The organism is Chryseobacterium gambrini (assembly GCF_027920505.1).
In the GTDB taxonomy this organism is placed as follows: domain Bacteria; phylum Bacteroidota; class Bacteroidia; order Flavobacteriales; family Weeksellaceae; genus Chryseobacterium; species Chryseobacterium gambrini.
Window position 1 is genome coordinate 1,154,175 of the sequence record NZ_CP115857.1, and the last position, 19,342, is coordinate 1,173,516.

A 19,342-nucleotide genomic window follows, 5' to 3' on the forward strand; every position below is an offset into this window, starting at 1 on the left:
AAATTATGATAACAGATCAATTCGGAAGAACCCATAATTATCTTCGGATATCTTTAACGGACAATTGCAACCTGCGCTGCTTTTACTGTATGCCGGAAGAAAATTATGATTTCACACCGCATGCTAAACTGATGCAGGCGGATGAAATTGATACCATCGCAAAAATATTCGTTAAGCACGGCGTTACTAAAATCAGACTTACAGGAGGTGAGCCGTTCGTAAGAAAAGATGCTTCAAAGATCATCAGAAATCTGGGAAAACTGCCTGTACAATTGACGTGTACCACCAACGGAATCCGAATTGATGATATGCTTCCCGAAATTATTCAGTCAGATTTTCAGAGCATTAACATCAGCCTTGATACTTTACAGAAGGAAAAATTCCTGAAGATTACCCGCCGCGATTATTTTGACCGCGTCCTCAGAAATATTGATCTTTTACTACAACATAACATCAAAACCAAGATCAATGTTGTTGCCATGAAAGATATTAATGATGATGAAATTTCAGATTTTATCGCTTTTACAAAAGATCATCCTGTAGAAGTTCGGTTTATTGAGTTTATGCCTTTCAGCGGAAACAGATGGAGCAGCAATCAGGTCATGACACAAAAAGACATTCTGAACATCATCAGGGAAAAATATGATTTTAATCCGCTTCCTGTCGGTTTTCATGACACGGCAAAGCCGTACAGCATTGATGGACATAAAGGAAGCTTTTCGATTATAAGCACAATGAGCGAACCGTTTTGCAGCGGCTGCAACAGAATCAGGCTTACTGCAGACGGAAAATTAAAGAACTGTCTGTTTTCAAAAAAGGAAACCGATCTTCTTACGCCTTTACGAAACGGTGAAGATATTTTACCGATTATAGAATCTGCGATCAGGTCCAAAGCAAAAACGCAGGGCGGACAACTGAATGAACAATTTGAAAAAATAAACACATCAATCATTCAGAACAGAAGTATGATCAATATTGGCGGATGATGAAAAATACAGGAATTATAGTATTGGCAGCCGGAAATTCTTCCAGAATGGGATCTCCGAAACAGCTTTTGGTGTATCAGGGAAAAACATTTTTAGAAAGAATAACTGATACTGCCTTAGAAATATTCGATCCGAATCAAATCGTTTTGGTTCTCGGAGCTCGTCATCATGAAATATCTTCTGTCATTAAAAATAAAAATATACACATCGTTATCAATGAAAACTGGGAATCTGGAATGGCTTCCTCCATACAATCAGGAATGAAAACACTGTCCGGTCTGTTTCCGGAAATGGAAAGATGTTTCATTTCGGTATGCGATCAGCCTTATCTTACGAGTGATTTATTTTCAAAAATGCTTCAGTTGCAGGAAACTTCAGGAAAGGAAATTGTTGTCACAAAGTATGCCGATACATTGGGCGTTCCTGCTTTATTTTCTAAAAAATATTTTAAACCGTTAACGGAACTTACCGGTGAACAGGGCGCTAAAAAGATCATTCAGCAGAATATGAGCGATGTGGAATCTTTTGAATTTGAGAAAGGCGCTGTTGATATTGATACTCCGTCAGATTATAATCATTTAAAAACCCAACCATGATAAGCGTAGAAGAAGCAAAAAAAATAATCGAACAAAATATTCCGGAAAGAAAAACCCGGATTCTTCCTTTGAAAGAAGCATTCGGACATACAACCGCAGAAGATATTTATTCAAAATATAACATCCCGAATTTTTCACAGTCCTCAATGGACGGCTATGCGATCCGTTTTGAAGATAAAGATGTAAAGCTGAAAATTTCAGGCGAAATGCAGGCGGGATCTACAGAGCAGTTTCATCTCGAAAAAGGGAATGCTTGTCGCATTTTTACGGGAGCTCCCCTTCCCATCGGTGCAGACACCATCGTTATGCAGGAAAAAGCTTTGACAGAAAACGGATATCTCACGGTTCATGATAACGACCTCGAAAAAGGGTTACATGTACGAAATGCAGGAAGCGATGCGAAAAAAGACAGTGTGGCAATACGTTCAGGAAGCTATCTTTCGGCTGCTGCCATCGGATATCTCGCCGGAATCGGATGTACGGAAATCAACGTTTTTGCTCCTCCATCGGTTTCATTAATTCTTACGGGGAACGAACTTGTACAACCGGGAGAAAATTTAAACTTCGGTCAGGTGTATGAATCCAATTCCTATCAGTTGGAAAGTGTTTTAAAACAGTGTGGAATTACTGCCGTTAAAAGTTTTTGGGTAAAAGATGATCCTTCTGAGGTTGAAAAAACGCTGGATCTCGCCATTTCCAAAACAGATATTGTGATTTTGGTGGGCGGCGTAAGTGTCGGCGATTACGATTTTGTAATTGATGCTACTAAACAATGCGGCGTTGAGCAGAAATTTCATAAAATCCGCCAGAAACCCGGAAAGCCTTTCTATTTTGGAACGAAGGGAGAAAAACTTGTTTTCGGGTTACCCGGAAATCCTTCATCAGCATTAACGTGTTTTTATTTATATATTTCGCCATTACTTTCAGAAATAATGAAAAGTCCGGCGATTACGGAAAGAACCAATGCAACTTCCACTTCTTCGTATGGAAAGAAAACAGGTCTTACCCATTTCCTGAAAGCAACCTATGAAAACGGAAAAGTAACGCCGCTTCATGCGCAGGAATCGTATCGTCTCCAGTCTTTTGCAGAAGCCAATTGTCTGATGATTTTACCTGAAGATTCGGAAGGTTGTAAAAAAGATGAAGAGGTTGAAATTATTGTATTAAAATAAAAATCAAATAATGAATGTAGAATTTTTTTATCTGATCTTATTTGTCATTGCAGCTTTATATGCAGCAGTCGGACACGGCGGTGCAAGCGGTTATCTGGCGTTAATGGCTTTGTACGGAATAGCTCCCAAAGAAATGAAACCTACCGCTTTAGTGCTTAATCTTTTCGTCTCGCTTACTTCTTTTATACAATATTATCGGGGAGGACATTTTAAACTCAGGATCTTCATTCCGATTGCTTTAGCGTCTATTCCTCTAGCTTTCGTGGGTGGAATGATTCATATTGAAGATACTTTGTACAAAAGAATTTTAGGTATTTTACTGCTATTTCCTGTTTTCCGTTTTTTCTTTTTTAAAAGTCCGGATGACAGTGAGCTGAAAGATCCCCAAATCTATTTATCTTTACTTTTTGGAGGAGTGATCGGTTTATTATCAGGAATGATTGGCATTGGGGGAGGAATTTTGTTATCTCCGGTGCTGATTTTACTGAAATGGACCAACCAGAAACAGACCGCCGCGATCAGCGCTGCTTTTATTTTTGTTAATTCCGTGGCAGGTTTAGGAGGAATGTTTACCAAAGAGATCGCCTTTACCAGCGATATGTGGATGTACATCATCTGTGCATTTGCAGGAGGATTGCTTGGTGCTTATTTAGCTTCAAAAAAACTGAACCAAAACGGTCTGAAATATGTACTTGCTGTAGTACTTTTAATGGCTTCCTATAAATTAATATCAAGCACTATTTAAAGATCATTAAATGAGAAATTTTATTTTACTTCTTACAGTTTTCTGTACTTCTGTTGCTTTTGCCCAATCTGCAAAAAGCATTGAGATTATCGCTCCGGATAACCAAAAAACAATTGTAACATCCGCCGAACTTTTGAAATATCCACAACATACAATAGACAGCATACAGATTACCAACCATTTAAAGGAATACAAATCTACCCTTAAAAATATAAAAGGTGTTTTGCTGAAAGATGTTCTTTCAAAAATTTCATTTAAAGAAAAATCACCAAAAGTTTTAAGCGAATACTACATTACCTGCATTGCAGAAGACGGCTATAAAGTTGTTTTTTCGTGGAACGAAATTTTTAACACGACTGTTGGTGATAATATTTTAATAATTCCGGAAATCGAAAACAGACCAAAGGATGGCATTTCTACCCTGTCTTCTACTGATTTTGCGACCGGAAGACGATATGTAAAAATGCTGAAAACCATTCAGCTAAAAAAAGTAAATGAATGAGTACTGTAAAAATAATAAGCTTTGGCAGACTGAAAGAGATTTTAGGTCCGGATTTTGAAGCGGAAGCGGAAAATACCGATCAACTGCTCAATCAGCTGAATGAAAAATTTCCAAAGTTGAAAGATTTAAAACTGAGAATTGCAGTGAATCAGAAGATTATTTCAGAAAACACCGAACTACACAATAACGATGTGGCAGCTTTAATGCCACCTTATTCAGGAGGATAAATTATGTTGAATTCAGAACGCTATGACAGACAGATTAAATTACAGGGTTTCGGTATCGAAGCTCAGGACAAACTTGCTTCAGCGAAAGTTTTGGTGATTGGAGCAGGAGGTTTGGGCTGTCCTGTTCTCCAATATCTCACCGCAGCCGGAGTCGGCAATATCGGAATTGTAGATGATGACCATGTTTCGCTGAGCAATCTGCACCGACAGATCCTTTACAATTCGGGTGACATTGGAAAACTGAAAACCGAAGCTGCTTTCGAAAGGCTGAATGCGATGAATCCCGAAGTACATTTTAAGATTTTTTCCGAGCGGATAATTTCCCAAAATGCAGTTAATATTGTTTCTGAATATGATGTCATTATAGACTGTACCGACAATTTCGCAACACGCTACTTGCTTGATGATGTATGCCGGATTTTAGAAAAACCTCTTATTTTCGGGGCAATCTATCAGTACGAAGGTCAGATTGCTGTTTTTAATGTCAGAAATAAAGAAGGTTTTACAACCCATTATCGAAATCTTTTCCCTGAACCTCCAAATCCGGGAGAGGTTCCTGACTGTAACGAGGCAGGAGTTTTGGGCGTTTTACCCGGAGTTATCGGAACTTTGCAAGCTACGGAAGCCATTAAACTAATGACAGGAATCGGAGAACCGCTGATCAATAAATTAATGACAATCGATATTCTAAGTTATCAGACTGCTGTTTTTGAAATTCCTTCGTTAAATTTAACGGATAAAAATATTCCTTACAGTATTGAAGAATTTGAGAACATGAACTATCAGCTTCACTGCGGAATTGAATTTGCCGGAATTAAAAATATTTCTCCTTCAGAATTTAAAGAAGCCGTAAAACTTCCCGATACGGTTGTTATTGATGTTCGCGAACCGGAAGAACAACCAAAACTGGATGTTCCGTATATCTCGATTCCATTATCTCAACTAAAAGAAAATGTAAGCCAGATCAATAACAGAAATGTCATTGTTGTCTGTCAATCTGGTAAGAGAAGCCTGTCCGGAGCGAAAATTTTACAGGAAATTTTAGAACCGGAATACAGCATCAGTCATCTGGAAGGCGGAATTAATCATTTAAATAAAGAAACTCATGAGTAAGATTAAAAATATATTTCAGAACAGTCCTGTTTCACCTTTATTCATCGCGGAAAGCATTACCAAACATTCCGCAAAAACGGAAATTGGAGCGCATCAGATTTTTCTGGGACAGATCCGCGCAGATGAAATTGACGGTAAAACGGTAAAAGCGATAGAATATACAGCTTACGAAGATTTAGCCTTATCTCAAATGGCAGCGATACGGGAAGAAATTTTTGCAAAATATAATCTGACCTGCATGCATATTTATCACAGTTTGGGAATTGTGAATGCAGGAGAAATATGCCTTTTTGTGTTTACCTCATCAAAACACCGCAAAGAAGCAACTTTAGCCTGTAACGAAGTGGTGGAACGTATAAAAAACGAACTCCCGATCTGGGGCAGAGAAATTTTTGAGGATGAAACGCATCAATGGAAAACAAACCAATAAACCATGGTAGATATTACTTTTAAAACCTTTACGCTGCGAAAAGCGATTGCAGCGGCAACGATAAAAACTTCAGCAATTTCAACGGTAGAAGCTGTAAAAAACGGAACGGTTCCGAAAGGCAACGTTCTTGAATTTGCAAGAGCTTCCGCTTTACTGGCGATAAAAAAGACCAGCGATGTTATTCCGGACTGTCATCCTTTGCCTGTGGAATTTGCCGCAATTAATTATGAAATGAGTGGTTTGGATATTAACATCACCGTTGAAGTTCATACCATTTATAAGACCGGCGTTGAAGTTGAAGCCATGCATGGAGCTTCTGTAGCAGCTTTGGTTATTTATGATATGCTGAAACCGATTGATAAAAATGTAGAGATTGCCAATATCCGGCTTTTGGAAAAGCAGGGCGGAAAAAGCAGTCAGAAAAATATTGAAACGGAAAATCTTACCGCCGCAGTAGTTGTTTGCAGTGATTCTGTTTCTCAGGGACTTAAAAATGATACTTCCGGAAAACTTTTGGTAGAATCTCTTAACAATCAGGGAATCAGCAATGTTGATTATTCAGTGGTTCCTGATGATGTTTCTGCCATTCAGGAAAAAATAGAATTCTTTAAAAATAGAGGCTGTCATCTTCTTGTTTTTACAGGTGGAACGGGTCTTTCGGATCGTGATGTTACGCCAGAAGCGGTTTTATCATTCATTACCAAAGAAATTCCGGGAATTATGGAAACCGCAAGAAATTATGGACAGGATCGTGTGAAAACATCCATGCTTTCCAGAGGAATCGCCGGATTTTCTGATGATATGCTGATTTTAACGTTTCCGGGATCTTCCGGTGCGGTAAAAGAATATGTTCAGGCACTGTTTCCGCAAGTTTTACATGTATTTTCCGTAAAAAAGGGAGACGGACATTCATGATGTTCAATCACTTCTATGTACAATTACCAATGAAAATTGGTTTGAGCCGGAACTAATGACAAGTTTTGGCTAAAGCCAATTTTCCATCTTAATCGTTAAAATGGGCTAAAGTCCATTTCTATTGATATTTGCTTTGTTCTTTAAACTCATACTAATTATCTATTTCTCAGGAGAAGAACTGTTTTCTCTATTTTTTCCACAGCGGTTTCAATCTCCGAAAGAGTGGTATATTTTCCTATGCTGAATCGTATTGAAGCCAATGCATCCCGATCACTCATTCCCATTGCCTGGAGCACGTGAGAAGGTTTGGTTGTAACGGCATTACAGGCAGAACCACTTGAAACACAGATATTTCCTAAGGAAAGAATAAGATCTTCAGAATAAATACCTTCAAAACAGATATTGGTGGTATTGAAAATTCTTGCGGAATGATCTCCATTGATGCTTGTCTGAGGAATTTTCAGCAGCTTATTTTCAAGATGATCTCTTAGCATTTTAATTTTTTGAGCATCCTGTTCCATCTCCATAAGTGCGATCTCGGCTGCTTTTCCCAATCCGATAATTCCCGGAACATTTAAAGTACCGCTTCTGAGGTTATTCTGTTGTCCTCCCCCCTGAATTTGCGGCTGTACTTTATTCTTAATCGCGGAAGCAATATAAAGTGCGCCTATTCCTTTGGGTCCGTAAAATTTATGGGCTGAAAAAGCCATCAGATCGGTATTCAATTCCTTTACGTTCACAGGTATTTTTCCAACAGCCTGTGTTGCATCACAGAAAACAAAGCAGCCTTTTAGATGCGCTATTTTTGCGATTTCCTTTATGGGATGGATGACTCCTGTCTCGTTATTCACCAACATGATACAGACCATCAACGTTTTTTCAGTGATCAATGATTCCAACTCAGCAAGATTGATATTTCCCAAATGATCTACATTGAGATAATCGACCTGAAATCCATCTTTTTCGAGTTGCACACAGGTATCTAAAACGGCTTTATGCTCTGTGGAAACTGTGATAATATGGTTTTTACCATGATCTTTTTTAAGTCCTTTTATAGCAAAATTTACAGATTCCGTCGCTCCGGATGTGAAAATAATTTCCTTAGTATCTGCGCCAATGAGTTCCGCTACTTCTTCAGATGCATTTTCAACGGCTTCTTTTACAGTAAGCCCGAAAAGATGGGAACTTCCTGAATTTGCATAAAAGTCATTGAAGTAAGGCAGCATCACATCCACTACCCTTTTATCAACCGGAGTTGTAGCGTTATAATCAAGGTAAATAAAATCATTATCCATCATAACATTCTAATTCATTTATAAAAATAGCGAACTTTTTCAGGTTAATTTTAAATTTAGTTCAGAAGTTTGTGTATCGCCGAATATTTGTAGGGTTTAAAGCAATCTTTTGCCGAAAAACATTCAGTATATTTGCAGTATGCTTTCCAAGAATGATTTTCCAAAATTAAACGGACTCGTCCTTGCCGGAGGAAAAAGTCTGCGGATGGGAAATCCTAAAGACAAAATCAACTGGCACGGCAAAGAACAGCGGTATCATGCGACAGATATTTTAGCTCCATTCTGTGATGAAGTATTTATTTCCTGCAGACAGGATCAGCTTGAAAATTTTAACAGGGATTATAAAGCGCTTCCCGATACTTTTCAAAATATGGGACCTTTTGGAGGATTGCTTTCCGCATTCCATTTTCAGAGGGATAAAGCATGGCTGGTTATTGCCTGTGATCTTCCTCTTTTAGACCAAAGTTCAATAGATTTTATCATACAATCCAGAGATCCTGAAAAAATGGCAACAGCTTATGCAAGCCCTTCTGACGGATTACCGGAACCATTAATTGCCATCTGGGAACCCAAAAGCTATCCTTTGCTTCTTCAGTTGCTTTCAACAGGAAAAACTTCATTAAGAAAGACTCTAATTGACAGTGATGCAAAAATACTGAAAGCTGAAAATCCGGATTTTTTAATGAATGTAAATACGCCCGAAGAGCTGATCAAAGCAAAGGAAATCTTACGAAATAATATGTAAAAGTTTCGGAAATACATTAAAAAACTTATTATAAACAACAGTCCTAATCAATAATATTCTGAGACGTTTTTTGAGGCACAGCAATAGATTTTCCTGTGATTTCGTGGATCGTTTCATCGATCATGTGGCACATTGTATTTAAGGCTAAATCATTGGCATCCGTTCCAAACGGTTCTTCAATTTCATCGGCAATGGCTTCAAATGCAACAAATGTGTATGCTATAAAGACCACAATAAGCGGCATGAACCATCCGAGCGAATCTACAAGACCGAAAGGTAACAAAAAACAATAAATGTACACTGTACGATGCAGCAGAACTCTGTAGCTGTACGGAATAGGAGTTGAAATGATTCTTTCGCAGCCGCCAAGAATATCGGAGAGCTTATCAAAATTTTCATCAAAACGTGTCTGCTGTACAGAATCAAGAACAGCTTCATTTTTCAATTTCTGAACCCATTCGGCAAGCAGCCGTATAATAACAGCGGATTTATATTTTGATGCTACAACGATTTTCAGGTGTTCATCATTAAGTCTGGATTTTAAATCTTCGTAGCCATCTGTTCCTCTCAGTTGATGCTTCAGCGCAAAAGCAAATGCACTAATAAGCTGAACGAAATTATGAAGAGAAACATCATCATTTTTATTGCCCAACGTCATTGCCTGTCGCGTAAGTGTTCGTGAAGTATTCAGCAGATTTCCCCACAGTTTTCTTCCTTCCCAGAATCTGTCGTAGCTTGCATTGTTCCTGAAACCAAGAAATAATGCCAGAACAAATCCGAACAGGGTAAGTGGTGCGGGATTCAGCGGAACTTTAAACGAAAAAATATTTCCGTGAAAATAGGTAACCAGTAAAGAAAAAGCCAACAGCAATCCCAGACGGGGAAGCAGAGCGGGCAAAACGGAGCCATGCCATACAAAAAGCATTCTGAACCAGTGTTCCTTTTTTCTTATAATCATTATTGAACTATAAAATATTTTAGATTTTAAACTTATCCGATGACTATTCCGTAGCTGATATATATTTTAAGTTGTTTTTAAAGCTTAAAATGATTCATAACAGCGATTGCATTACTCCAAACTTGTTCCGGATGCGGCAATAATATGCTCGTCGATCTTTTTAAAAATATCAGGATTGTGTTTTCTGATTTTGATTCGGACATATTTGGAAGCGGGCATATTGGCTCCATTCACTACATTGTTGATGGATACCAACACATTGGTTTCCGGGAAATAGGTCATGGTGCTTTTCTGCGGAATAGGATATTTTACCACAATAAAAAGCGGTGCAATTCTTTCTATACCATCATCATAATTGAAAAGATCTACGTGGTCTCCTTCTTTCAGACCAGCTTTTTCAATGTCTTTTTCGTTCATCATCACCACTCTCCTTTCATTGAAAATTCCACGGTAGCGGTCGTTTAAACCATAAACTACTGTATTGAACTGGTCGTGTGTTCTGGTGGTCCCCATCAGATATTCATCATCGGCAAGCGAATTATCGGGTACGGATGTTATATTGAAGGCTGCTTTTCCCGGATGGAATTCACTGTTGAAAACTCCGTCTCTCGCTGAATTCGGAAGATAAAAACCAGCTTTCTGCACTACTCTTTCGTTGTAATTTTCAAATCCCGGAATGCATTGCTCCACATCATCACGAATGGCATCATAACTGTTGATGAATTTATCCCAATTCACTACGGAACGCTCTCCCAAAACCGCTTTTGCCATTCTGCAGGCAACATGGGTTTCATTGATTAGATGTTCTGAAATCGTGTCTAGAATTCCTTTGGAAGCCTGTATCACGCCCATTGAATTTTCGGTACTTATATGCTGAATTTCTCCGTTTACAATATCTTTTTCACTTCTGGAAATCACCGGTAAGATCAGGGCTTCTTTGCCATGAATCAGGTGATTTCTGTTCAGTTTTACAGAAACCATCACCGACATTTCGAGATTGCGCATTGCTTCTGCTGTAAAGCTGGTATCGGGAGCTGCGGAAAGGAAATTCCCTCCCATACAGAACATGAATTTTACTTTTCCTTCATGCATCGCCTTCAGCGATTTTACCACATCATAGCCTCCTTTTCGGGGTACTTTAAAACCATAATATTCCTCAAGTCTGTCCAGCTGTTCTTTGGTGGGATGATGGTTGATAAGCAATGTTCTGTTTCCCTGTACATTGCTGTGACCGCGTACAGGACAAGCTCCGCCGCCTTGAATTCCAATGCTTCCTTTCATTAGTAAAAGGTTCACGATATTGTAGATCATTTCAACACCGTTGTGCTGCTGCGTAATTCCCATTCCCCAACAAATAATCATGCGTTTTTTTGAAGCGATCATTTGCGCTACTTCTTTCAGACTTTCAACAGAAATTCCGCATTGTTCAGATAAAAAATTGAGGTCATATCGTTTTAATTCTTCAGCCAGTGCTTCGAAACCTGCTGTTTTGTTTGATATAAAATCCTGATCCAATACTTTTCCGGGATTTTTTGCTTCTTCTTCCAGTACAAGGATCTGAAGGGCTTTTAAGAGCGCCATATCTCCATTGATCTTGACAGGAAGATACAGATCTGACAATTCAAAAGGCTTATTGAGTAAGGCACGAACGTTCTGAGGATCTTTAAATCCTTTCAACCCTGCTTCCGGAAGCGGATTGATGCCTATAATTTTTGCTCCGTTTTTCTTTCCTTTTGTAAGGGCAGAAAGCATTCTCGGTGAATTGGTTCCCGGATTCTGTCCGATAATTATGATGAGATCGGTATCATAAAAGTCTTCCAGTTTTACGGTTCCTTTTCCGATACCAATGCTTCTGGAAAGTGCATATCCTGAAGTTTCATGGCACATATTGGAACAATCGGGGAAGTTGTTGGTTCCGAATTCACGGGCAAACAACTGATATACCCAGGTTGCTTCATTGCTGGTTCTTCCGGAGGTGTAAAATATAGCTTCATCGGGAGAATCCAGAGCATTTAATTTTTCTGAAATTTTTGCAAAAGCATCGTCCCAACTTATCGGCTGATAATGTGTTGCTCCTTCCGGAAGATACATCGGTTCTGCAATTCTTCCTAACTGGCTGATTTCAAAATCCGTCATTTTGGCTAAATCGTATACCGAATTCTCTTTAAAAAATTCTGCTCCTATTTTTTTTGAGGTTGCTTCTTCAGCCAGAGCTTTTGCTCCGTTTTCGCAGTATTCTCCGAGTTTGGAACGTTCGTCATCCGGATCGGGCCATGCACAGCTTGGACAGTCGAATCCGTCAAACTGGTTCATGGTAAAAAGTGCTCTTCCGCCACGAAGGACTGAGGCATTGAGAACCAGCTGTTCCAGTGAATGAACGACTGCAGGAACTCCTGCTGCCCAATCTTTTGGCGGTTTAAGTTTAAGATTCATTAATTTATAAGGAGATTCCGCCGAAGGCTGTCCGCTGTTTTCTTCTTTTTTATTGAATACCTCTTTATTTCCCATGACTTCTACATTTTTAAAAAATGAAAAAAATTAGCATTTTAAATTCGGATTAGGATAATTGTCGCTTTGATCTTCCAATGTATTATCGATGCAGACAAAATCTTTCTCTACTAAAATTTTCACCAGACCGGATTGTCCGTCAAATCCTACCCTGTCGGTGGAAATCCATTCAGCGATCATGGTTTCAGGCATTTTTAAAACCATGGTATTATCGATGAAAGCCGATGAGAGTTCTGCGTCTTCTGTTTTTTCAATAGAATAGATAAAAGGACGGTCTATAAATTGTGTGGTACTTGAAATTTTTCCGTTTTTTCCGAGTTCTGCTACTTCAGACTGAGTGAGGCGAAATCTTACGGAGTTGTCTTTTATTCTTATTTTCATAATAGATTTTCAATTTTAAAATGGCTTGCGGAATGGTAGATATTAAACCGGTTGTTCCGCAGAAAGCCTAATAAAGTAATATCAAATTCTTTGGCAAGGTCTATTGCCAGACTTGAAGGCGCTCCTATTGCGGCAACAGTTGCAATTCCTGCCATTGCTGCTTTCTGAATGAGTTCAAAGCTGGCTCTTCCGCTCAGAACCAAAATTTTATTGTCCATAGGAAGCAAATCTGCAGATAATGCATAACCTATCAGTTTATCCAGAGCGTTGTGTCTTCCTACATCTTCGCGCAAAGCCAGAAGATTGCCTTCCGGATCAAATATACCGGAAGCATGTATTCCGCCTGTAGCACTGAAATTATTCTGAAACGACTGTAGTTTTTCGGATAATTGATAGATCGTATCCAGAGAGACTTCTGTGTTTTGCCTTTTTTGATCTTTAAAAATTCTCACTGTTTTTATAGATTCTATGGATCCTTTTCCGCATACGCCGCAACTGGACGTTGTATAGAAGTTTCTTTCAGTTTTCATAAGGTCGGGAACAAAACCTTCATTTAATTCTACAATAACAATATTTCCGCTGTTTCTGGAACATTCTTCCTTTGAAGAATAAATGGCTTTAACCTGTTTATTATCGGTTATAATTCCTTCTGTAAATAAAAACCCAACCGCCAGTTCTTCATCATTTCCGGGGGTTCTCATGGTAACCGATATATTTTTAGATTCTTTTTTATCTGCTGAATAATAGGAAACTCTTATTTCTAACGGTTCTTCTACAGAGACATCATCCGTATAATGAAAACTGATATTGTCCTTAACTTTAACGATTTCTATCTGCTTTACCGATTTATCTGATAACAGATGGGCTTTCATAATATAATGGTAATTGGTAAATAAAGGTACAAATTTTATTCCTTAAATAAGTGGTAGACGAAAATTCAATTGCTTTTAAAGAAATTCGAAAGCAATATTTTTCTCAGACTGATACGAAATGATGTAAACTCATTTCAGTTATTTATTATGAATTTAGATTTATTTTAAGCTTAAGATAATTTACAGATTCTAATTTAAGGTTTTTGAAATATAATACTTCAAACCTCAACATTATATTCTGAATTCAGCAAAATAAAAATGACAACATCTCTATGAATGCTGTCATTGTCTTTATTTTCTGAATTGTTTTCGCGGATATTTTTATTTCCAGTCTCCGTGGAAAGCCATCATCTGCTTAGTTGTGGCCTGAAAATGTCCTTCTGTGAATGAATCCTGCAAACGCATCAGACCTCCTTTCTGTGCAGCAAAAAATACGATCCTTTTATCAGTTATGATTTTAAAGAGCGATTCATACTTTCCGTCTCTCAGATAAATGTATCCGAATTCTACAGTCGTGTAATCTAATTTTTCAAAATCTTCTCCCTGCTCCAGTTCGCCTACCGCGGTATTTGCAAGGGTTTCTTTTACTTCATTTATCTGTTCTGCGGAGATTTTTTCTGCCTTTTCCATATTTATTTTTTAAAGTTTGTGTTTAAATTCATTAAAAACTTAACTAAAATATGTTTAAACTAATTTTTAAATTAACTTAAAGTCGCTAATAACTTTATGCATCAATAATCAAAGTGCTCAAAAGATCAAAAATCGAGGATCTTTAAGACTTTTGTTATCTTTTTTATCTGTCATTATTACTTTAAAATAAGATTTCAATCTATCTTTTGTGACTTTTCAAGTTAAATAAAAAGTTTAAACAAATCTCTCATGAAAATACTAAAGTTTCTTTTTTAAACGAAAAAATAAAACCTCGCATACGCAAGGTTTATTTTATATATAATTCTAAGAAATTTATGCATGTCCTGTTGCTAGGTACGACATCAGCCAGCCTGCGCAGCCAATTGCCAATCTCAAGATTAGCTTTTTAAATATTGCTTTGGACATGGATTTTCCCTGTTCAAGATATTCGTCTGTTCTTTCATTGGCTGTTCCTACTTTTTTTGACAATTTGGTTCCCGCCACCGCACTGAGAGAAAACACGTAAAGAATTGCAGCCCACGCAGCACTTGCGAATCCTATGAACATCAAAATAGTTCCTATAATTCCTAATGTATCCATTGTTCTAGTTTTTTGAAAGTTTTTTGAGATACAACTGATAACTCATGAATGCAAAAGCTGCTGAAACTGCCAAACCTAAAAACCCGATCAAAGCCATTGTTTTCGGATTGATTCCTGAATATTTTCCAGCCTCTATATCCGGAGCAATGATCCACAGCGCAAGCGATAAAACAATCACCAGTAAACTGACAGCTCTTACAGCATTTTTTTTCATAAAGGCAATAACAATCATGACAAATGCTAAAACGGTTACTGCAATACCCAGAATTCCGGCTGTATCTACCTTCCATTTCGGGGGTACTTTTTCCAGAATCTCAAGGCTTTCTTTTACCTGAGGATCATCTATTTTTGTAATATCGATTCCCTGTTTTTTCAGATCATCAATCTGTTGATGGGCTTTATCTACAATACTGTAGTCATCGCCTCCCATTCTGCTCTCAATATTTTTGAATAGTAAGCCGGAACAAGTACTGCCTACCAAAAATGCAAGAACCATAAATATTAAAGTCAATACTCTCATAAACTGTTTAAATTAAATATGTTATTCGATTTTTTTTAATTATTCAACTACTTCTATACTGGTAATTTTCCCGTTTTGCCAATGTGTTGTCGCTGTTCCGCTGCTTCCCAAAATATTTTGAATATGGAAGACATACGTTTTTCCGTCCTCTGTAAAATAAGAAAGTTCTGCTTTGTTGCTCATGATATTACTTGCCATGATTTCCCCATCCTGTGTTGCAATGGAATGAACATTTTTCCCTTCTTCAACATAAGGCGCAAAACCTTCCAAAAGACCAATGGGTTTTTCTGTGGTATAAGCATCTATAATTCCGTATACTGCGTCAGGAATAGAAGATTTATCTTTAGTTACAGCCGGGTTTATCACAGTATATTCTGTATCAGCAGGGGTATTGATTACGATTTTATCAATTACTGTATTTTCATCTACAAGAAAATAGGCATCTTCAAATCCTGTATCTATATCATGACCGAAATACATAAGATCATTGGCTGCTTTAATCTCTTTATCTTTGCTGAATACTTTCAGGAAAATCATTTCATCCTTCGGATTTTTAACCTCCAGATAAATATATTTTTTCCCTTTTGGGGCAATTTTAATCATTTTCTCCTTCTCAGAGCGCAAAACTTTCATTTCTTCAAACTTCAGAATGGTAATGGGATTGTTTTCTATTTTAAATTCTTTGCCTATTTCTATTTTTACAGGTTCCTGTCCGCAGGAATTTAAAAGTAATGCAGCCGAAAGAATCGGAATCAAAAAAAATGATCTTTTTTTCATGGTTTGTTTAGTTAAATTATAAAATTTTTCTTCTTTTTTGAATATTTTATTTTTTATAAAAATTCAAAATGCAATAATAAACGAAAGCAAAATAGCAATTCCGACAAATGAACATTTGTAAGGATTACCGGTAAATTCGTAAGGTTTACGAGCAAATCTGTACTCAGTTTTACACATGAAGATGATCCAGCAATGCCAGAAATTCCTCTTTCTTTCTCACCGAAAGTGGTATGGCTGCGTTATTTTTCATCATTACCGTATTACCGCCATCCGATTTTACATAATGATCAAAATAAGACATATTAATAAGATGGGACTGATGGGTTCTGAAGAAATTAAAAGGAGTTAAAATATTTTCATATTCTTTTAAATTGGTAGAAACAACTAATTTCGGTGCGTTGATAAAATGAAATGTGGTATAATTCTTCTCGGACTGGCAATTGACAATATCCTGAATATTAACCGAGTAAATTTTATCCGTTGTCTTCAATCTAAGTTTCTGAATATTTTTAGGACGTTCAGGATTAGAAAACAAATAACTGAATTTGATATCGAAAAGTTCTTTCCTTACTGATTCTTCGGCTTTTTTTACTGCTTCTATCAAATCCTCTGTTTTCAATGGCTTCAAGAGATAATCAACTGCTGAAAAACGGAATGCTTTTACGGCAGAATTCTCACAGTCTGTTATAAATATGAGTTTAAATGTATTCGGACTTAATTTTTCGAGCAGATCAAAACTGCTTCCGTCAGAAAACTGGGTATCCAGAAAAACGATATCGGGAGAAAACTGCTCTATCACTTTTATACCGGATTCTACAGAATGTGCCTCTCCTACTAAAGTAAGATTTGGGCAGTTATTTTTTATCAGAGTACAGTGTTTTTTCCTGACTTCAAGATTATCATCAATGACGATGACTTTTAGCATGATTATTAATTTTCACAAATATAGAATATTTCCAATTTCTCACAATAAAAACGTAAATAATCCGGAAGTGCTTTAAAAAGGCATATTTATTGTAAAGTATGAAGGACACCAAATAAAAAATTTAAATATGAACAACGAAAAAAATGTAGCCGTACTAAACGATTTACTGAACATTACCAATGACAGGATTGAAGGATTTTCAAAAGTGGAAGACAAAGTATGGGACACTCATCCGGCGTTGAGAAGCGATTATGACCAGATGGTTTCGCAGTCTCAGACTATGAAAAATGATCTGATAACACACATTAACGAGCATGGCGGTGAGGCAGATAATACAACCAGTACCGCAGGAGCTTTTCACAGAGCATGGATTGATGTAAAAAATGCTTTTTCAGCAGATAAAGACGAATCTACGCTGGAAAATGTTGTTTTCGGAGAAAAAGCAGCCATCGATGCCTATCAGAATGCTCTGGACAGCGGAGATCTCTCTCCAGAATGTTCAAGACTCGTTTCGGATCAGCTTCATCATCTGAAATCTTCTTACTCAAAATTTGAAAATCTTGAAGCAAGAAATTAACAAACAAATTTCATCACCCATAAAGAGAGTTTTTCAACTCTCTTTTTGCGATTATATAAACCAATTATCCATGAAGAATATCGATAGTATTGCCCTTATCGGAGGCGGACCGGCTGCTTTATTTGTTGTGAAACATCTTATTGCAGAAAAAGTTTACCCAAAAGAACTTTATATTTTCGAAAAAAGCGAAGCTTTAGGATCTGGAATGCCTTACAGTCATTATGGAGCAAATTTTGAGCACGTTGCCAATGTTTCCGCCAATGAACTTCCGGAATTACCACAGTCCTTCACCGATTTTGTGACAAAAAAAGATCTGAAAGATTATCCGGACTTTGTGAGCACAAACCAAGGAAACATCAATGAATACAAAGTAATTCCCAGACTTCTTTTAGGAAATTATCTGGAAGATCAGTTCAATATTTTACTGAAAACTGTCGGTCAGCATAATATTAAGGTCAAAGTTTTTAAAAATACAAAAGTTGTAGATATTGACAGGAAAAATGATGATTTTTTTACGGTAATTACAGAATCCGGTGATGCTCACAACGTGTCTAAAGTAATTATCTGCACCGGACATCAGTGGTCTTCTGAAAACGAAACCCGCAGCAAAGGATGGTACGATTCTCCTTATCCTCCTTCAAAGTTTGAACGCACTTCCGATCATCCGGTTGCGATCCGCGGAACCTCACTTACCGCAGTAGATGCGGTAAAAACTCTGGCGAGATTAAACGGAACATACATCAAAGAGAATGACGATCTGAAATTTAAGATTAATGAAGAAAACAAAAATTTTTCCATTACCTTATTTTCGAAAAGGGGATTTCTTCCTGCTTTAAGGTTTCATTCCGAAGGAAGTCCCTATTCTGAAGGCTGGATCATGTCTCATGATGAAATCCAAAAATACAAACAGGAACATAACGGCTTTGTGGATCTGGATTATGTGTTCGACCTGAATTTTAAACAACCGCTGAGAAAGAAGAATGAAAAATTTTATCACGAAATAAAAGACCTCACGATTGAAGAATTTGTTGAAAAAATGCTTGAATTGAGAGAAAAACTGGATAGTTTCCAGCTTTTTAAAGCTGAATATGCTGAAGCAGAAAAATCAATAGAAAGACATCAGACCATTGCATGGAAAGAAACGCTGTCTGCTTTCAGCTATGCGATTAATTATCCTGCCAAACATTTTTCAGCAGAAGATATGATGAGACTCAGAAAAACCCTGCTTCCGCTTATTTCGGTGATCATTGCTTCTCTTCCACAATCTTCTTACAAAGAGCTTATTGCGCTTTATGATGCAGGAGTACTGAATTTAATAAGTGTGGATGATGAAAGCCATATTGAATCTCATGAGGAAGAAGGAATCATTTATCATTATACGGATGAAGAAGGAAATAAAAAATCCGATCATTACAGACTTTATATCGATGCCATTGGTCAGCAGCCGGTTCAATTTAACAGCATTCCTTTTGAAGGTCTGAAAAACGGAAGATTCATCAGTTCTGGATACATCAAATTCAGAGATCCTGAAAAAGGTAAAAGTGAATTTGAAAAAGACAGCAGCCATATTATGAAAACGGAACCTGATCATTATTATCTTCGGGTAGACGGACTGAATATTAACGATCATTTTCAGGCTCTGGATTATTACGGAAAAGTTACAGAAGATCTTTACATTATGGCAGTTCCGTATATTGCAGGATTAAATCCGGACTATTCCGGACTTGATTTTTGTGATACCGCAGGAAAAAGAATTGTACAATCTCTATTATAAACAAGCTTCAAATTCCGCATTCGTCAGAATTTTATAAATTGGACGAATGCATTTTTTTGAATTCTCAAAGATAGATAAACAATTTAGAATTGTT

General features: G+C 37.3%; 22 protein-coding genes. 12 read left to right on the plus strand and 10 right to left on the minus strand.

Annotated elements, in window-relative coordinates:
- Window positions 1-5 precede the first annotated feature (5 nt).
- From moaA to moaCB, 9 genes are read left to right on the plus strand one after another with little or no spacing between them, the layout of a single operon-like run.
- Entirely contained in the window at window positions 6-986 is a 981-nt protein-coding gene (gene moaA / locus PFY09_RS05065; protein WP_271161650.1) for a GTP 3',8-cyclase MoaA, read from the plus strand.
- Window positions 983-1,582: a nucleotidyltransferase family protein gene (locus tag PFY09_RS05070; protein ID WP_271161651.1), complete on the plus strand. Its 600-nt coding sequence runs from the start codon at window positions 983-985 to the stop codon at window positions 1,580-1,582. The genes moaA and PFY09_RS05070 overlap by 4 nt, the downstream gene beginning before the upstream one ends.
- Window positions 1,579-2,754: a molybdopterin molybdotransferase MoeA gene (locus PFY09_RS05075; RefSeq protein ID WP_271161652.1), complete on the plus strand. Its 1,176-nt coding sequence runs from the start codon at window positions 1,579-1,581 to the stop codon at window positions 2,752-2,754. Before PFY09_RS05070 ends, PFY09_RS05075 begins: the two co-directional genes overlap by 4 nt.
- A 10-nt stretch (window positions 2,755-2,764) precedes the next feature.
- Window positions 2,765-3,499: a sulfite exporter TauE/SafE family protein gene (locus tag PFY09_RS05080; RefSeq protein WP_029293849.1), complete on the plus strand. Its 735-nt coding sequence runs from the start codon at window positions 2,765-2,767 to the stop codon at window positions 3,497-3,499.
- Window positions 3,500-3,509: 10 nt separating this feature from the next.
- Complete coding sequence (locus tag PFY09_RS05085; RefSeq protein ID WP_271161653.1) at window positions 3,510-4,001, plus strand: molybdopterin-binding protein; 492 nt, start codon at window positions 3,510-3,512, stop codon at window positions 3,999-4,001.
- Entirely contained in the window at window positions 3,998-4,228 is a 231-nt protein-coding gene (locus PFY09_RS05090) for a MoaD/ThiS family protein (RefSeq protein WP_271161654.1), read from the plus strand. The genes PFY09_RS05085 and PFY09_RS05090 overlap by 4 nt, the downstream gene beginning before the upstream one ends.
- Window positions 4,229-4,231: 3 nt before the next feature.
- Window positions 4,232-5,341 carry a HesA/MoeB/ThiF family protein gene (moeB, locus tag PFY09_RS05095; protein ID WP_271161655.1) on the plus strand — a complete coding sequence of 370 codons (1,110 nt, stop codon included), beginning with the start codon at window positions 4,232-4,234 and terminating at the stop codon, window positions 5,339-5,341.
- Window positions 5,334-5,771, plus strand: a complete 438-nt coding sequence (locus PFY09_RS05100; protein WP_268054428.1) for a molybdenum cofactor biosynthesis protein MoaE — start codon at window positions 5,334-5,336, stop codon at window positions 5,769-5,771. The genes moeB and PFY09_RS05100 overlap by 8 nt, the downstream gene beginning before the upstream one ends.
- A 3-nt stretch (window positions 5,772-5,774) precedes the next feature.
- Window positions 5,775-6,686: a bifunctional molybdenum cofactor biosynthesis protein MoaC/MoaB gene (gene moaCB / locus PFY09_RS05105; RefSeq protein WP_271161656.1), complete on the plus strand. Its 912-nt coding sequence runs from the start codon at window positions 5,775-5,777 to the stop codon at window positions 6,684-6,686.
- A 155-nt stretch (window positions 6,687-6,841) separates the two neighbouring features.
- On the opposite strand, the gene PFY09_RS05110 is transcribed toward moaCB, so the two are convergent.
- Window positions 6,842-7,984, minus strand: coding sequence for a cysteine desulfurase family protein (locus PFY09_RS05110; RefSeq protein WP_271161657.1), 1,143 nt, complete (start codon window positions 7,982-7,984; stop codon window positions 6,842-6,844).
- 106 nt (window positions 7,985-8,090) lie between these two features.
- Here PFY09_RS05110 and PFY09_RS05115 point away from each other — a divergent pair, with 106 nt between their 5' ends.
- On the plus strand, window positions 8,091-8,726 hold the full coding sequence (locus PFY09_RS05115; protein ID WP_271161658.1) for an NTP transferase domain-containing protein: 636 nt from the start codon (window positions 8,091-8,093) through the stop codon (window positions 8,724-8,726).
- A gap of 43 nt (window positions 8,727-8,769) precedes the next feature.
- On the opposite strand, the gene PFY09_RS05120 is transcribed toward PFY09_RS05115, so the two are convergent.
- From PFY09_RS05120 to PFY09_RS05160, 9 genes are all read right to left on the minus strand, one after another.
- Window positions 8,770-9,684, minus strand: coding sequence for a bestrophin family protein (locus PFY09_RS05120; protein WP_271161659.1), 915 nt, complete (start codon window positions 9,682-9,684; stop codon window positions 8,770-8,772).
- A 111-nt stretch (window positions 9,685-9,795) separates the two neighbouring features.
- The gene (locus PFY09_RS05125; protein WP_271161660.1) at window positions 9,796-12,192 is read right to left on the minus strand and encodes an FdhF/YdeP family oxidoreductase; all 2,397 of its coding nucleotides are present in this window, start codon (window positions 12,190-12,192) and stop codon (window positions 9,796-9,798) included.
- 30 nt (window positions 12,193-12,222) lie between these two features.
- A complete protein-coding gene (locus PFY09_RS05130; RefSeq protein ID WP_271161661.1) occupies window positions 12,223-12,573 on the minus strand; it encodes a DUF7009 family protein in 351 nt (116 codons plus the stop codon).
- Complete coding sequence (gene fdhD, locus PFY09_RS05135; RefSeq protein WP_271161662.1) at window positions 12,570-13,445, minus strand: formate dehydrogenase accessory sulfurtransferase FdhD; 876 nt, start codon at window positions 13,443-13,445, stop codon at window positions 12,570-12,572. Before fdhD ends, PFY09_RS05130 begins: the two co-directional genes overlap by 4 nt.
- A 321-nt stretch (window positions 13,446-13,766) precedes the next feature.
- Window positions 13,767-14,075 carry a hypothetical protein gene (locus PFY09_RS05140; protein WP_271161663.1) on the minus strand — a complete coding sequence of 103 codons (309 nt, stop codon included), beginning with the start codon at window positions 14,073-14,075 and terminating at the stop codon, window positions 13,767-13,769.
- Window positions 14,076-14,408: 333 nt separating this feature from the next.
- Entirely contained in the window at window positions 14,409-14,675 is a 267-nt protein-coding gene (locus PFY09_RS05145; RefSeq protein ID WP_087706116.1) for a hypothetical protein, read from the minus strand.
- 4 nt (window positions 14,676-14,679) lie between these two features.
- On the minus strand, window positions 14,680-15,195 hold the full coding sequence (locus PFY09_RS05150; protein WP_271161664.1) for a hypothetical protein: 516 nt from the start codon (window positions 15,193-15,195) through the stop codon (window positions 14,680-14,682).
- Window positions 15,196-15,234: 39 nt separating this feature from the next.
- Window positions 15,235-15,972: a hypothetical protein gene (locus PFY09_RS05155; protein ID WP_271161665.1), complete on the minus strand. Its 738-nt coding sequence runs from the start codon at window positions 15,970-15,972 to the stop codon at window positions 15,235-15,237.
- Window positions 15,973-16,141: 169 nt separating this feature from the next.
- Entirely contained in the window at window positions 16,142-16,897 is a 756-nt protein-coding gene (locus tag PFY09_RS05160; RefSeq protein WP_271161666.1) for a LytR/AlgR family response regulator transcription factor, read from the minus strand.
- Between the two features lie 127 nt (window positions 16,898-17,024).
- Between PFY09_RS05160 and PFY09_RS05165 the strand changes: the two genes are divergently transcribed.
- Window positions 17,025-17,474, plus strand: coding sequence for a PA2169 family four-helix-bundle protein (locus tag PFY09_RS05165; protein ID WP_271161667.1), 450 nt, complete (start codon window positions 17,025-17,027; stop codon window positions 17,472-17,474).
- 70 nt (window positions 17,475-17,544) lie between these two features.
- A complete protein-coding gene (locus PFY09_RS05170; RefSeq protein ID WP_271161668.1) occupies window positions 17,545-19,248 on the plus strand; it encodes an FAD/NAD(P)-binding protein in 1,704 nt (567 codons plus the stop codon).
- Window positions 19,249-19,342: the final 94 nt, after the last annotated feature.

Bases quoted from the DNA above. Each gene is read 5' to 3' on its own strand.
- moaCB (WP_271161656.1), top strand. From the start codon at position 5,775: ATGGTAGATATTACTTTTAAAACCTTTACGCTGCGAAAAGCGATTGCA.
- PFY09_RS05085 (WP_271161653.1), top strand. From the start codon at position 3,510: ATGAGAAATTTTATTTTACTTCTTACAGTTTTCTGTACTTCTGTTGCT.
- PFY09_RS05160 (WP_271161666.1), bottom strand. From the start codon at position 16,897: ATGCTAAAAGTCATCGTCATTGATGATAATCTTGAAGTCAGGAAAAAA.
- moeB (WP_271161655.1), top strand. From the start codon at position 4,232: ATGTTGAATTCAGAACGCTATGACAGACAGATTAAATTACAGGGTTTC.
- PFY09_RS05130 (WP_271161661.1), bottom strand. From the start codon at position 12,573: ATGAAAATAAGAATAAAAGACAACTCCGTAAGATTTCGCCTCACTCAG.
- PFY09_RS05120 (WP_271161659.1), bottom strand. From the start codon at position 9,684: ATGATTATAAGAAAAAAGGAACACTGGTTCAGAATGCTTTTTGTATGG.
- PFY09_RS05140 (WP_271161663.1), bottom strand. From the start codon at position 14,075: ATGGAAAAGGCAGAAAAAATCTCCGCAGAACAGATAAATGAAGTAAAA.
- PFY09_RS05165 (WP_271161667.1), top strand. From the start codon at position 17,025: ATGAACAACGAAAAAAATGTAGCCGTACTAAACGATTTACTGAACATT.
- PFY09_RS05155 (WP_271161665.1), bottom strand. From the start codon at position 15,972: ATGAAAAAAAGATCATTTTTTTTGATTCCGATTCTTTCGGCTGCATTA.
- PFY09_RS05075 (WP_271161652.1), top strand. From the start codon at position 1,579: ATGATAAGCGTAGAAGAAGCAAAAAAAATAATCGAACAAAATATTCCG.
- PFY09_RS05100 (WP_268054428.1), top strand. From the start codon at position 5,334: ATGAGTAAGATTAAAAATATATTTCAGAACAGTCCTGTTTCACCTTTA.
- PFY09_RS05125 (WP_271161660.1), bottom strand. From the start codon at position 12,192: ATGGGAAATAAAGAGGTATTCAATAAAAAAGAAGAAAACAGCGGACAG.
- PFY09_RS05090 (WP_271161654.1), top strand. From the start codon at position 3,998: ATGAGTACTGTAAAAATAATAAGCTTTGGCAGACTGAAAGAGATTTTA.
- moaA (WP_271161650.1), top strand. From the start codon at position 6: ATGATAACAGATCAATTCGGAAGAACCCATAATTATCTTCGGATATCT.
- fdhD (WP_271161662.1), bottom strand. From the start codon at position 13,445: ATGAAAGCCCATCTGTTATCAGATAAATCGGTAAAGCAGATAGAAATC.
- PFY09_RS05080 (WP_029293849.1), top strand. From the start codon at position 2,765: ATGAATGTAGAATTTTTTTATCTGATCTTATTTGTCATTGCAGCTTTA.
- PFY09_RS05150 (WP_271161664.1), bottom strand. From the start codon at position 15,195: ATGAGAGTATTGACTTTAATATTTATGGTTCTTGCATTTTTGGTAGGC.
- PFY09_RS05170 (WP_271161668.1), top strand. From the start codon at position 17,545: ATGAAGAATATCGATAGTATTGCCCTTATCGGAGGCGGACCGGCTGCT.
- PFY09_RS05110 (WP_271161657.1), bottom strand. From the start codon at position 7,984: ATGATGGATAATGATTTTATTTACCTTGATTATAACGCTACAACTCCG.
- PFY09_RS05145 (WP_087706116.1), bottom strand. From the start codon at position 14,675: ATGGATACATTAGGAATTATAGGAACTATTTTGATGTTCATAGGATTC.
- PFY09_RS05070 (WP_271161651.1), top strand. From the start codon at position 983: ATGATGAAAAATACAGGAATTATAGTATTGGCAGCCGGAAATTCTTCC.